Source organism: Rhizobium sp. RAF56 (genome assembly GCF_052113965.1).
Classification (GTDB): Bacteria; Pseudomonadota; Alphaproteobacteria; order Rhizobiales; family Rhizobiaceae; genus Rhizobium.
This window is the reverse complement of the sequence record NZ_JBFRDU010000005.1, coordinates 182,960-195,990: the sequence shown is the minus strand read 5'-3', so window position 1 is coordinate 195,990 and position 13,031 is coordinate 182,960. Positions and strand designations below refer to the sequence as shown.

Annotated in this window: 14 protein-coding genes and 1 pseudogene; 7 read left to right on the top strand and 8 right to left on the bottom strand. The window is 61.5% G+C overall.

The features are described from left to right. Positions 1–17 precede the first annotated feature (17 nt). Positions 18–1,199 carry an acetyl-CoA C-acetyltransferase gene (locus tag AB4048_RS06320; RefSeq protein WP_442201066.1) on the bottom strand — a complete coding sequence of 394 codons (1,182 nt, stop codon included), beginning with the start codon at positions 1,197–1,199 and terminating at the stop codon, positions 18–20. A gap of 236 nt (positions 1,200–1,435) precedes the next feature. On the opposite strand from AB4048_RS06320, the gene phaR reads away from it, so the two are divergent. Beyond that, positions 1,436–2,008, top strand: coding sequence for a polyhydroxyalkanoate synthesis repressor PhaR (phaR, locus tag AB4048_RS06315; RefSeq protein WP_442201065.1), 573 nt, complete (start codon positions 1,436–1,438; stop codon positions 2,006–2,008). A 196-nt stretch (positions 2,009–2,204) separates the two neighbouring features. Here the strand turns inward: phaR and rpmF are convergent, their stop codons facing one another. From rpmF to mtgA, 4 genes and pseudogenes are all read right to left on the bottom strand, one after another. After that, positions 2,205–2,390: a 50S ribosomal protein L32 gene (gene rpmF / locus AB4048_RS06310; RefSeq protein ID WP_025603474.1), complete on the bottom strand. Its 186-nt coding sequence runs from the start codon at positions 2,388–2,390 to the stop codon at positions 2,205–2,207. Positions 2,391–2,548: 158 nt separating this feature from the next. Next, positions 2,549–3,196: a glutathione S-transferase family protein gene (locus AB4048_RS06305; RefSeq protein WP_442201064.1), complete on the bottom strand. Its 648-nt coding sequence runs from the start codon at positions 3,194–3,196 to the stop codon at positions 2,549–2,551. A gap of 10 nt (positions 3,197–3,206) precedes the next feature. Next, positions 3,207–3,293, bottom strand: a pseudogene (locus tag AB4048_RS06300) (DUF1868 domain-containing protein); the annotation flags it as partial. An 89-nt stretch (positions 3,294–3,382) separates the two neighbouring features. Next, entirely contained in the window at positions 3,383–4,129 is a 747-nt protein-coding gene (gene mtgA / locus AB4048_RS06295) for a monofunctional biosynthetic peptidoglycan transglycosylase (protein WP_442201063.1), read from the bottom strand. Between the two features lie 199 nt (positions 4,130–4,328). On the opposite strand from mtgA, the gene AB4048_RS06290 reads away from it, so the two are divergent. Both AB4048_RS06290 and AB4048_RS06285 read left to right on the top strand, forming a co-directional pair. Then, entirely contained in the window at positions 4,329–5,237 is a 909-nt protein-coding gene (locus tag AB4048_RS06290; RefSeq protein WP_442201062.1) for a polyprenyl synthetase family protein, read from the top strand. Positions 5,238–5,382: 145 nt separating this feature from the next. Then, entirely contained in the window at positions 5,383–6,021 is a 639-nt protein-coding gene (locus AB4048_RS06285; protein WP_442201061.1) for a LysE family translocator, read from the top strand. Positions 6,022–6,036: 15 nt separating this feature from the next. Here the strand turns inward: AB4048_RS06285 and ispG are convergent, their stop codons facing one another. The 3 genes from ispG to AB4048_RS06270 form a co-directional block, all read right to left on the bottom strand. Beyond that, positions 6,037–7,290 (bottom strand): flavodoxin-dependent (E)-4-hydroxy-3-methylbut-2-enyl-diphosphate synthase, encoded by a 1,254-nt coding sequence (gene ispG / locus AB4048_RS06280; protein WP_442201060.1) that lies wholly within the window; start codon positions 7,288–7,290, stop codon positions 6,037–6,039. A 95-nt stretch (positions 7,291–7,385) separates the two neighbouring features. Next, positions 7,386–8,579, bottom strand: coding sequence for an MFS transporter (locus AB4048_RS06275; RefSeq protein ID WP_442201059.1), 1,194 nt, complete (start codon positions 8,577–8,579; stop codon positions 7,386–7,388). A 61-nt stretch (positions 8,580–8,640) separates the two neighbouring features. Beyond that, a complete protein-coding gene (locus AB4048_RS06270; RefSeq protein WP_442201058.1) occupies positions 8,641–9,417 on the bottom strand; it encodes a DeoR/GlpR family DNA-binding transcription regulator in 777 nt (258 codons plus the stop codon). 222 nt (positions 9,418–9,639) lie between these two features. Here AB4048_RS06270 and AB4048_RS06265 point away from each other — a divergent pair, with 222 nt between their 5' ends. From AB4048_RS06265 to AB4048_RS06250, 4 genes are all read left to right on the top strand, one after another. Next, a complete protein-coding gene (locus AB4048_RS06265; protein ID WP_442201057.1) occupies positions 9,640–10,509 on the top strand; it encodes a DMT family transporter in 870 nt (289 codons plus the stop codon). Positions 10,510–10,668: 159 nt separating this feature from the next. After that, positions 10,669–11,442: an amino acid ABC transporter substrate-binding protein gene (locus AB4048_RS06260; protein ID WP_442201056.1), complete on the top strand. Its 774-nt coding sequence runs from the start codon at positions 10,669–10,671 to the stop codon at positions 11,440–11,442. A 135-nt stretch (positions 11,443–11,577) separates the two neighbouring features. Beyond that, positions 11,578–12,258 carry an amino acid ABC transporter permease gene (locus AB4048_RS06255; protein ID WP_442201055.1) on the top strand — a complete coding sequence of 227 codons (681 nt, stop codon included), beginning with the start codon at positions 11,578–11,580 and terminating at the stop codon, positions 12,256–12,258. After that, a complete protein-coding gene (locus tag AB4048_RS06250) occupies positions 12,255–13,016 on the top strand; it encodes an amino acid ABC transporter ATP-binding protein (RefSeq protein WP_442201054.1) in 762 nt (253 codons plus the stop codon). The genes AB4048_RS06255 and AB4048_RS06250 overlap by 4 nt, the downstream gene beginning before the upstream one ends. Positions 13,017–13,031: the final 15 nt, after the last annotated feature.

The window sequence follows — 13,031 nt, the reverse complement described above, 5'->3', positions numbered from 1 at the left end:
ACTTATCTCGTCGGCTGTTAAAGCGCCTCGACGCACATGGCGATGCCCATGCCGCCGCCGATGCACAGCGTCGCCAGACCCTTGCGGGCGCCCCGGCGCTTCATCTCGAACAGAAGCGTGTTGAGGACGCGAGCGCCGGAGGCGCCGATCGGGTGGCCGATGGCAATCGCGCCGCCGTTGACATTGACGATCGAGGGATCCCAGCCGAGGTCCTTGTTGACAGCGCAGGCCTGGGCCGCAAACGCCTCATTGGCCTCGACCAGGTCGAGATCACCGACCGACCAGCCGGCTTTCTCCAAGGCCTTGCGGGATGACGGGATCGGCCCGGTTCCCATGATCTGCGGATCGACGCCCACGGTTGCCCAGGAAACGATGCGTGCGAGCGGCTGAATGCCGCGGCGGGAGGCCTCGGCTTCATTCATCAGGACGGTGGCTGCGGCACCATCGTTGAGACCCGACGCGTTGCCGGCGGTGACGGTGCCTTCCTTGTCGAAGGCGGGCCGGAGCTTGGTCATGCTCTCAAGCGTCGCGCCGTGGCGGATATACTCGTCGGCGTCGACGGTCACGTCGCCCTTGCGGGTCTTGACGATGAAAGGCACGATTTCGTCCTTGAAGCGTCCGGCTACCTGTGCGGCCTCCGCCTTGTTCTGCGAAGCGACCGCAAAATTGTCCTGATCGTCGCGGGAAAGCTGCCACTGGCGGGCGACGTTCTCGGCCGTCGTACCCATGTGATAACCGTAGAACGCGTCTGTCAGACCATCCTTGATCATGCTGTCGATCATCTTCATGTCGCCCATCTTCGTACCGCCGCGCAAATGCGCGGTGTGCGGCGCCATGGACATGGATTCCTGCCCGCCGGCGACGATGATCTTGGCATCGCCGGTCAGGATCTGCTGCATGCCGAGGGCGACCGAACGAAGACCGGAGCCGCACAGCTGATTGACGCTCCAGGCCGTGGCTTCCTGCGGAACGCCGGCCTTCATTGCTGCCTGACGGGCGGGATTCTGACCCTCGCCGGCCTGCAGCACCTGGCCCATGATGACTTCGTCAACTTCCTTGGCGTCGACGCCGGCGCGCTCAAGCGCACCCTTGATGGCAGTTGCGCCGAGTTCATGGGCTGCCACAGTGGCAAACGCCCCGTTGAACGATCCGACCGCTGTACGAGCGGCGCTTGCGATGACGATGGATGGATTGGACACGGTAGCCTCCTTGGATTGCTGGCCAGATTTCGCGAAGGTGTCAAAGCTTGGTGCCGGAGTCAAACACTCAAAATTCTCGAACAAATGCTCACAAGCAACATCGCTTTCGGCGAAAATACCGCTAGCGGAAAGGGCTTGCCGCATCGCACAAAGCGATTGTCACTTGCCTTCCTTTCCGTCTACACTCTGAGATGGAGGAACATTCCATCATATCAGACGGGGTTAGGAGACTGATAATGGCTAAACATGACGGCCAAATCGTAATCAAGAAATATGCCAACCGCCGCCTCTACAATACAGGCACCAGCACGTATGTCACGTTGGACGATCTGGCGGAAATGGTGAAAAAGGGGGAAGAATTTAACGTCCAGGATGCAAAGAGCGGCGATGACATCACACACTCTGTGCTGACGCAGATCATCTTCGAGCAGGAATCGAAGACTGGAAATACGCTGCTGCCGATACCCTTCCTGCGCCAGCTGATCGGCTTCTACGGCGATCAAATGCAGATGGTCGTGCCGAGCTACCTCGAGCACTCCATGCGAGCCTTCACCGAACAACAGGTGCAGATGCGCGAGCAGATCGACCGCGCCTTTGGTGAAACGCCGCTCGGCAAGAATCTACAACTCCCCATCCAGATGGTCGAGGATCAGGTTCGCCGCAACACCGAAATGTTCCAGCAGGCCATGCAGATGTTTTCGCCCTTCATGAAGCCGGCGGTCAAGGAAAGCCGGAAAGCCGAAGCGAAGGACATCGACGAACTGAAAGAGCAATTACGCGCGCTGCAAAGCAAGCTCGACAGCCTTTGATCCTTTCCGGCTTCATCGGCCGGGTGCCGTCTTCCCTACAATCCGTTTTCGATTTTGTCCCCGATGGGCGGACGGGAATCCGTCGTTCGACGCTTGCGAAAACGGCCCGTTCGCACTCAGCAGACGAGGCAATCATAGAAACGCAAAAGGCCGGCAAATTGCCGGCCCTTTGTCCAAATGAATGGATAACGCAGGATTATGCGTTTTCCTTCGGCGTCAGAACCTGACGACCGCGATACATGCCCGTCTTCAGGTCGATGTGATGCGGACGGCGCAGTTCGCCGGAGTTCTTGTCCTCGACATAGGTCGAAGCCTTCAGAGCGTCAGCCGAGCGGCGCATACCACGCTTGGACGGGCTCGTTTTTCTTTTAGGTACAGCCATTCTCGTTACTCCACTTTGCGGACGAAACATATCCTCGGCCAGCCAGGCGGCCGAAACGGATACGCACCGATTTCGGAAATTTGGCGCGCTTATACATGGCTCCCGGGGGTTTGACCAGTCCCCATGCATATTTTTTGCAAGGCGCGGCCGAATGGACTTTACGCTTCGTCCTCGGGCACGATCCACGTCTCGGCAAGCGCCGCCTGCTGCCACGCCTGCCATGCCGGCAGCTCCTTCATGGCCGTCATGTAGCTCAGCGTGTCGGCCGACGCAACCAGATCATAGGTTTCGAAGCGATTGACCACCGGAGCGAACATCGCGTCCGCCGCCGAAAAAGCGCCGAAGAGAAACGGCCCGCCGAAATGATCGCGCATGTCGCGCCAGATAGTCTCGATGCGCGCGACGTCGCTCATCACGCCGTCGCCAAGTTCGATGCGCTGCTTCGGTCGGCGTATGTTCATTGGGCAGGCATTGCGAAGTGCGCGGAAGCCGGCCACCATTTCGCAGGATACCGCCCGCGCTTCGGCGCGCGCCTTGACGTGCCGCGGCCAGAGACCGGCATCGGGAAACAGCTCGGCCACATATTCGATGATGGCAAGCGACTCCCAGACGCGGATGTTGCCGTGATGCAGCGCCGGTACCCGCGCGGTCGGCGATATCTCGGAAAAGCGCGGATTGCCCGCCGGAAAATCGAAGGGGATCAGCACTTCGTCGAACTCGATCCCGCACCCCGTCATCGCGATCCATGGCCGGAAGGACCAGGAGGAATAGTTCTTGTTGCCGATGTAGAGGGTCAGTCTGTCCATGAATACGGTCCTATTCTTCAAAATCGAATATCAAGAGCTCGGTGAAATGGTTCATGTCCTCGAACGAGCAGAAGGCCGGTGGATCAAGCTCGAGGACGGGCACGCGGCTGCGAATGTCCACCCGCCCATACATTCCGCCCAAGAATGCCAGATGACAGCGCGCCGATCGAACGACAAGTTCTGATGTCAATCATAAAGGCATTTGATGTAGTCGTCGGCGTTGCGCGCACGGCGCTCGATCAGGGAAGCCAGCTGCCTCAGCCCCCGGCCGGGCTTGCTCGCCACGCGATCGAAGGGATTGGGCAGCGAAACGGCAAGAAGTGCTGCCTGGCGCGACGAAAGCTTCGAGGCCGGCACCTTGAAATAATGGCGCGCCGCCGCCTCGATGCCGAAGATGCCGGGACCCCATTCCGCTATGTTGAGATAGATCTCCATCATCCGCCGCTTCGACCAAACGACCGAGGACGTGACGGCAAGCGGCAGCTCCAGCGTCTTGCGCACGAAGGAGCGACCGTTCCACAGGAACAGGTTCTTCGAGGTCTGCATCGGGATCGTGCTGCCGCCCCGCGTCGCCTGGCCGCGCAGCGTATCTTCGAGAAGCATGCGCATTTCGCCCCAATCCACGCCTCCATGGAAGCAGAACTGTCCATCCTCGGAAACCAGCACCGATTTCACGAGAACCGGCGCGATATTGTCGAAAGAAACCCACTGCCGATCGGCACCGCGCAAAAGCACGGCATCACGCAGCATCAGCGTGGAGACGGGGCGAACGAAGAATGGCCAGTAGAGGAAGATCAGGAGATAGGGGAGAGCCAGGAACGCCGCTACGACCAATGCCGCGCGCTGCCAGATCGGCCGTCCTTTGAACCACGCCAGCCTGTCTCGGCGCGGCGGCACGGCGACCTCCTCTTCATTCTCCGTCGACAGATCCAAATCCCGAAAGCCTGCGCGTTGTATTATCCCCGGCCTGTCATAGCCTTTGCACGCCACCATGACCAGAGTAACGCGCGTTTCCCACCGCCGAGAATGCACAAACTCTAAACTAGTAGCGTCTTTTAGAGCACTGGTGACGCGACGCCGCAGCGAACGATTCCCCGTTGCCACTATGGCGCGCTCATGTCAAAGAGCCGGAATGCAAACGCTGTCGTTCGATCATCGCCTGAAGGAAGCTGCCGCCAAGATTGAGGCGACGCTGACGAGGCTTCTTGCCGATGCCTGCCTTGCCGATGAGGTCGCCCGCCCCGCGACGTTGTTGGAAGCCATGCGCCACGGCGTTCTCAACGGCGGCAAGCGACTGAGGCCCTTTCTCGTCATGGAAAGCACCGCCCTTTTCGGCGGCGGCGTTCAGGCGGCATTGCGCGTCGGTGCCGCGCTCGAGTGCATCCACTGCTATTCCCTCGTCCATGACGACCTGCCGGCGATGGACGACGATGATCTTCGCCGCGGCCAACCCACGGTGCACGTCGCTTTCGACGAGGCCACCGCGATCCTTGCCGGCGACAGCCTGCTGACCTATGCCTTCGACATTGTCTCGGCTCCCGAAACCGATCTGGCGGCCGACCGGAAGGTGGAACTGTTGCTGGCGCTATCGCGCGCGGCGGGCATGGGCGGCATGGCAGGCGGCCAGGCGCTCGATCTCGCGGCCGAAAAGACCGCCCCGGACGAACAGGGCATCATTACATTGCAGGCTATGAAAACCGGCGCGCTCATCCGCTTCGCCTGCGAGGCCGGCGCAATCATCGCGGGCGCAAACACCGACGATCGCCTCCTCCTGCGCCGCTTCGGCGAAAAGATCGGCCTTGCCTTCCAGCTCGCCGACGACCTCCTGGACCTCACCTCCGATGCCGCCGCCATGGGTAAGGCGACCGGCAAGGACGCCGCTCGCGGCAAGGGAACGCTGGTGGCGCTGCACGGCCAGGCTTGGGCCGAGGCGAAGCTTGGTGACCTCGTAAAAGATGCGGCCACGTTGCTTGCACCTTTCGGCGAAAAGGCAACCGGTCTCATCGAAGCCGCCCGCTTCGTCGCCAACCGCAGGAATTGAGCGGAAAGGCGGCCTTGACAATCTTGTCACCGTGACAAGACGTCCGGTTGCCAAGGGGTGACGTCTCAGTCGGATTATGGCAGTTTCGCCGCCATCCTGGGCGCCCCGAGACCCAGATTTCACCGTATACGCCCGGAGCCGGCCCATGCATGAGGCGCTCGCCTATTTGCCGCAGATCCTGCCTGCCTACCTTGCCTATCTCGTCGCCGTGGTCAGTCCCGGTCCGGCGATCATGGCGATCGTTTCGACGTCGATGACGCAGGGCCGCCGCGCCGGCATGACGATTTCGCTCGGCATTTTCGGCGGGTCTCTTACCTGGGCGACGGCGGCGGCTCTTGGCCTGGCAACGCTGCTTCAGGCCTATGCCATGGCTCTCGAAGTACTGAAGGTGCTCGGCGGGCTCTATCTGCTTTATCTCGCCATCAAGGCGCTGCGGGCCGCACGCAGCCATGATGAGATGGCGGCAACCGCCGCCACGAAGAGTGCGAGCTTCAAGTCTCTGGTGCTGCGCGGCTACGGGATCCACGTGACCAACCCGAAGGCGATATTCGCCTGGCTCGCCATCATCACGCTCGGCATGCCGCGCGGGGCGCCGGCCTCGGTCGCCTTTCTCATCATCGGCGGCTGCATGATGATGGGCTTCATCACCTTCATGGCCTACGCCGCGATCTTCTCGACGCCGCATGCGCTCAAGATTTACCGCGGCATGCGTCGCTGGATCGAAGGGGCGATGGCAGGCTTTTACGGCTTTGCCGGCATTAAGCTGCTCACGAGCAGCCTTTAGGAACCCGTATAGCCGCTATTCGGCGGCTGCGCTCTTCGCGCCAAAACGCTTCTCGATGTAGTCAATCACCAGCGCCTCGAAGTCAGAGGCGATATGCGGCCCGCGCAGCGTCATCGCCTTCTTGCCGTCGATGAAGACGGGGGCGGCCGGCGTCTCTCCGGTGCCGGGAAGCGAAATGCCGATATCGGCATGCTTGCTCTCGCCGGGACCGTTGACGATGCAGCCCATGACCGCGACATTCAGCGCTTCAACGCCCGGATATTTCTCGCGCCAGACCGGCATGTTCTTGCGCAAATCGTTCTGGATGTTCTGCGCCAGCTCCTGGAACACGGTCGAGGTGGTGCGCCCGCAGCCGGGACAGGCGGCAACGACCGGCACGAACTGCCGGAAGCCCATGACCTGCAAGAGTTCCTGCGCCACCTGCACCTCGCGCGTTCGGTCGCCGTTCGGCTCCGGCGTCAGCGAGACACGGATCGTATCGCCGATGCCGTGCTGCAGGACATAGCCCATCGCAGCAGACGAGGCGACGACGCCCTTGGTGCCCATGCCCGCCTCGGTGAGCCCGAGATGCAGCGCGTGGTCGGAGCGCTCCGACAGCATCGAATAGACGGCGATCAGATCCTGGACCTGGCTGACCTTGGCCGACAGAATGATGCGGTTGCGCGGCAGACCGATCTCTTCGGCCAGATTGGCCGAGATCAGCGCCGACTGCACGATCGCCTCGCGCGTCACCTGGCGCGCCGAAAGCGGCGAGCCGGCTTCGGCATTCCGGTCCATCAGCGTCGTCAGCAGATCCTGGTCGAGCGAGCCCCAATTGACGCCGATGCGCACCGGCTTGTCGTAGCGGATCGCCATTTCGATGATCTCGGCGAACTGCTTGTCCTTCTTGTCCTTGAAACCGACATTGCCGGGATTGATGCGGTATTTCGCCAGCGCCTCGGCACAGGCCGGATGGTCGGAAAGCAGCTTGTGGCCGATATAGTGGAAGTCGCCGATCAGCGGTACATCCATGCCGAGCCGCAGCAAGCGCTCGCGGATCTTCGGCACGGCCGCGGCACTCTCGTCGCGATCCACGGTGATGCGCACCAGTTCCGAGCCCGCCTTGAAGAGGGCTGCCACCTGGGCAACGGTCCCGTCGATGTCCGCCGTATCGGTGTTGGTCATGGATTGCACGACCACGGGCGCACCGCCACCGACGATGACGCCGCCGACATCGACGGCGACGGAAGACCGGCGCGGTTTCGGATCAAATACGCTCGCTGACGACATGGAAAGCTCTCAGGTAGCCTAAAAACAGTGCCAATCACGTGGATCACCGCAGGCGGCTTGTCAACCGCCCGCGGTTTCACTTTTGGTCGATAGCCTCAGTGGGAGGCACCGCCGATGCCATCGGCATAGCGCGCGAGCCTCGAAAGAAGCAGGACGACGACCAGCAGAACCGGCAGCGCCGTGAAGATCGCCGCAAACCCTGCATGCTCCGCCACGAAGCCGATCGCCGACGGCGCGATCAGGATCCCGGAATAGCCCATGGTGGTCACGACCGAGAGACCGATGCCGGCCTGGAGACCGGGCACGTTGCCGGCAGCGGAAAAGGCGATCGGCACCATATTGGAAATGCCGATCCCGCAAAGGGCAAAGCCGATAACCGCGATTTCAGCGCTTGGCGCGCGGCTGGCAATCAGCATGCCGACGATGGCAAACAGCGTGCAGACACGAAGCGTCATCACCGCGCCGAAGCGGTCGCGCACGAGATCGCCGGCAAAGCGCATGGTCGACATGGTCAGCGAGAAGGCCGCAAAGGCGAAGCCCGAGAGCGTGATCGAGGCGCCGAGTTCCTCGCGAAGATAGAGCGCGCCCCAGTCGAGCACGGCACCCTCAGGCACCATGCTGAAAAGCGCCATGATGCCGAGCAGCCAGGGGAGAGGCGTCATAGGCAGTCGCGCCTTCGGCTTCTCCTCGTCCGGATGCGGATGGTCGGCGAGAATCATCGGCCATGCGGCGGCAAGAAAGATCGCCGCAAGAACGGTTGCGACCTGCGCATGCCCAAGCGCTCCCCAATGGGAGATCAGGAAGCCGCCCATGGCAGAGCCTATCAGGCCACCAAGGCTCCAGAATGCGTGGCAGGAAGACATGATGGCGCGATGCATCGATTGTTCGACCGCGACCGCATTGGCGTTCATCGCCACGTCCATGGCGCCGATGAAGCCGCCGAACAGGAAGATCGCGATCGCCGCCGTCCAGACGCTTTGCGTAATTGTCAGAGCGATCAAGCTCGGGAGCAGCAGGACGGCCATCGCCTTTGCCACGACCTTGGAGCCGCGACTTGCGATTTGCGCGCCGGCAAGCGGCATCATGAACAGCGAGCCCAGCCCGAAGACCAGGATCATCAAGCCGAGTTCGAACTTGTTCAAATGCAGTCGTTCGGCGAATTCCGGGATTTTGGGCGCCCAGCAACCCACAAGAAACCCGTTCATCAGGAAAAGCAGCGAGACCGCCGCCCTGTTCTTCGTGAAGAAACCGGCCCGCGTCTGCGTAGCCGCCGTCAATTGGTTGTCCATCTCTCTCGTCTTTCCTTGGACAGCGGACGCGCAGGGCGCCGCTTTAACATCTTTATCCTGCTCAGGCCGACGCATCGGCAATCACCGTTCGGCATCCGCAATCGCGGAAGAGCGCCAGCAGGCCGGGATCAGCATCGTGTTCTACGACCAGGCAGGCGTTTTCGCTGATCGGGGTGATCCTGTGTGGCGCAACCGCGCCGAGTTTTTCGGAGGTCACCGCCACGAGCACGCTTCGGCTCCTGGCGACGGCGAAGCGCTTGAATTCGGCATCCTCGAATTCGAAGGCAGTGACACCCGCCTTGAGATCGACGCCGCAGGCGCCAAGAATACAAAGGTCGGGCGCGAGCTGCTCCATGTCCCGCATTGCCTTTGCGCCGAGCGAACCGCCGGTGCGCCGATCGACCATGCCGCCGATCAGGATGACATTGATGGCGGGCCTTTCGACCAGCGCTGCCGCAATCGCCGGCGCATTGGTGACGGCGGTGAGCTCCAATTCGTCCGGCAATGCGTTTGCGATCGCAAGGTTCGTGCTGCCCGCATCGAAGAAAACAGTCGAGCCGGCTGCGATTTCGGTCACGGCCGCACGCGCCAATGCCTGCTTGCGATCCACGGCGAACGCCATGCGCTGTTTCAGGCTGCCGCCCGCCGGCGAAAGCGGCAGCGCGCCGCCGTAGACGCGCTCGCAAAGCCCCGCGGCGGCCATTTCTCTCAGGTCGCGCCGGACCGTGTCTTCCGACACGCCGAACTCGACGGCGAGTGCGGCCGCCAGGACGCGACCGTCGGTGCGCAGTCGGTCCGAGATAACGCTCTGTCGTTCTCTGAGGAGGAACTCTTGCATGTTTGTGCCGATTTAATGGATTGAGAACTCAATTCTCGTTTTATCATGCATAAACGTATACAATCGTGCGCACAAGCTGCACGTGAACATATATTTTGACATGCGGGAAACAATTGCGTTGCGTGGAGTGAAACTGCGGCCATTGACGCCGTTGATTGCGTTGCTAACCATTAGGCCACTCATTCTGATTCTCGCGGCGCTCGCCGCAATGGTCCCTATCCCGTGAAGAACCCTGTCAGCCTCGGCATCCTGCTAACCGGCTTTGCCTACATGCTGTTCACCGCGCATGACGCGGCGATCAAGCTGCTTGTCGCCACGATACCGGTCTGGCAGATCCTGTTTTTCCGCAGCGTTACCATTCTTGCCGGATGTTTCCTCTTCGGCGGCCCCTCCTTTGCCCGGCAGATGGTGCGCTCTCCAATCATCAAGCCGATGATGGTGCGTAGCACGCTTCTTCTGGTCGCCTGGATCTCCTTTTATTCGGCGGCCGGTTATCTTCAGCTCGCGGAAGTCACCACGCTTTACTATGCCGCACCGGTTGTCGGCACCATACTTGCGAGAATCGTCCTGCGGGAGCGGGTGACCGCGGCAAGGTGGACGGCGGTCGGTGTTGGCTTTGTCGGCGTCATCATCGCGTGCAATCCCGTCGGTTTGAAGATTTCCTGGCCGGTCTACCTCGCCTTGCAGGCAGCGGTGCTTTGGGCTTGCGCCATGGTCCTCCTGCGCAAGACGGCGCTTCACGAAAAAAGCGTGGTCCAGATGGCCATCTCCAGCTGTTTCTTCCTGGCGATGACCGGCGTGACGATGCCTTTCCTTTGGAAGACCCCGAACGCCTATGAACTGGCCCTGCTTTGCAGCACCGGCGTGGTTGCCGGTATCGCCCAGTTCGCCCTCTTCGAGGGGATGCGCAAAGCGCCCGTCTCGGTGCTTGCGCCGTTCGAGTATACGTCGCTGATCTGGGCCTTCGTGCTCGGCTACCTCATCTGGCAGGACGTTCCAGCGCATAATGTCTTTGCCGGTGGAGCACTGATCCTCAGCGCCGGCTGCATCATCGTATTCTTCGAGCGCAGGGCGAGCCGCGTCGCTACCTGAGCCGGAGAGCGCCCGACGAGAGGGCGATAACGGCGCCAATCGCCACCCCTTGAGAAAATTATTTGCAAATGCCCATTTGAATTGCAGTTTTCTACGCTTCGCTATGCGGGTTTTTCTGCGATTTATGCACCATCGAAATCTTGCAATGGAAAAATGACGATGAACTGGTTGAAAACTTTTGCGGCCGCCGCCCTCGTGCAAGCCGCTTTTCTCCTGCCCGCCCATGCCGGCGAAAACCTGCAGGCGATCAAGACAGCAGGCGTTCTCAAGGTTGGCACCGAAGGCACCTACGCGCCGTTCACCTATCATGACGATAGCGGCAAGCTGGTGGGCTTCGACGTCGAGATCGCCGAGGCGGTCGCGCAGAAGCTTGGGGTAAAGGCACAATTCCAGGAAGGTAAGTGGGACGGACTGATCGCCGGCCTCGACGCCAACCGCTACGACACCGTCGTCAACCAGGTCGGCATCACCGAGGCGCGCAAGCAGAAGTACGACTTCTCCGAGCCCTACATCGCCTCGAAGGCCGTGCTGATCGTCAAGGACGGCAATAGCTATATCAAGGACTTCGCGGACCTCAAGGGCAAAAAGGCGGCGCAGTCGCTGACCAGCAACTTCGGCAAGCTCGCCGAACAGTCGGGCGCCACGCTCGTTGGTACCGACGGCTTCGACCAGTCGATCCAGCTGGTGCTCACCGGACGCGCCGACGCCACCATCAACGACAGCCTTTCCTTCCTCGACTTCAAGAAGCACAAGCCGGACGCGCCGGTTCAGATCGTCGCGCAGCAGGCGAACGCCGACTACTCCGGCATCATCATCCGCAAGGGCGAACCGGAGCTCCTTGAAGCGATCAACAAGGCACTCGCCGACATCAAGGCGGACGGAACCTATACCAAGATCGCCGACAAATATTTCGGCCAGGACGTTTCGAAGTAATAAACCGTTGCTGGATGGCTTGCCGATGGCGCCCGGTTTCATGAACGGGCGCCATCCGCTATAAGCGTCATAAAGCTCCAATTCCCATGCGTCTGGGTCCCTCCTGGGCGCATTCTTCTATCGAAAGGCGCGATCGTGCCGCACTGGCTGCAATTGATGGCGAATTCGCTGGGCTCGCTGCTCTGGGCGGGTCTCCTCTTCACCATCCCTTTGACGCTGCTCTCCTTTGCCCTAGGGCTGACCCTCGGTCTGCTGACGGCCATCGCCCGCCTTTTCGGGCCTCCGCCGGTGGTTGCCGCTGCGCGCTTCTATGTCTGGGTGATCCGCGGCACGCCCCTGCTCGTCCAGCTCTTCGTCATCTTCTACGGCCTGCCGAGCCTCGGCATCCTTCTTGATGCATTTCCTGCGGCGTTGATCGGCTTCACGCTTTCGATCGGCGCCTACACCTCGGAAATCATCCGCGCCGTCATATCCTCGGTGCCGAAGGGGCAATGGGAAGCGGCCTATTCCATCGGCATGAGCTGGCGCCAGGCGATGACCCGAACAATCCTGCCGCAGGCCAGTCGCGTCGCCGTACCGCCGCTGTCCAACACCTTCATTTCGCTGGTGAAGGACACCTCGCTTGCCGCCGCCATCACCGTGCCGGAGCTGTTTCAGGCGGCACAGAGGATCGTCGCGGCCACCTATGAGCCGCTGATCCTCTATATCCAGGCCGCCCTCATCTATCTGGCGCTGAGCTCCGTTCTCTCGGCGCTGCAGGTACGGCTGGAACGCCGCTTTGCGCGCTACGGCGGCATGCTGGAGGCGCGGACATGATCGAGCTCTCCCAAATCGAAAAGCGCTTCGGCGAAGCTGTCATCCTGAAGGATATCAGCCTCCAGATCCCCGAAGGCAACGTCACGGCGCTCGTCGGTCCATCCGGCGGCGGCAAGAGCACGCTCCTGCGCTGCATTAACCTGCTCGAAATCCCAACGGCCGGTACGATCCGGCTCGGGGAGGAGAAGATCAGCTTTTCGCCCGGACAGAAGACCAGCTGGCAGGCGATCCAGAGAATCCGCCGCCAAACCGGCATGGTCTTTCAGAATTTCCAACTCTTCCCGCACCAGACGGCGATCGAGAACGTCATGGAAGGCCTGGTGACGGTCCTCAGATGGCCGAAGGTTCGGGCGCGTCAACGCGCGATGGAATTGCTGACCAAGGTGGGCATGGCGCACAAGGCCGACGCCTGGCCCTCGACGCTCTCCGGCGGGCAGCAGCAGCGTGTCGCAATCGCCCGAGCCCTTGCCCCCTCGCCCCGCGTCCTGCTTTGCGACGAGCCGACCTCGGCACTCGATCCCGAACTCTCGGCGGAAGTCGTCGACGTGCTTGCCAAGCTCGCAAGCGAGGGCACGACGATGGTCATGGCAACCCATGACCTCAGGCTCGCCTCGAAGATCGCCAACGACGTTGTCTTCCTCGAGGCCGGCAGCGTCGTCGAGACCGGCAAGGCACGCGACGTCTTTACCGCGCCGACGCGCGAGCGCACCAAGCGCTTTATTTCCACGCTGAACGCGAGCCATACCTACGACATATAGAAAGGACGGCCGAGC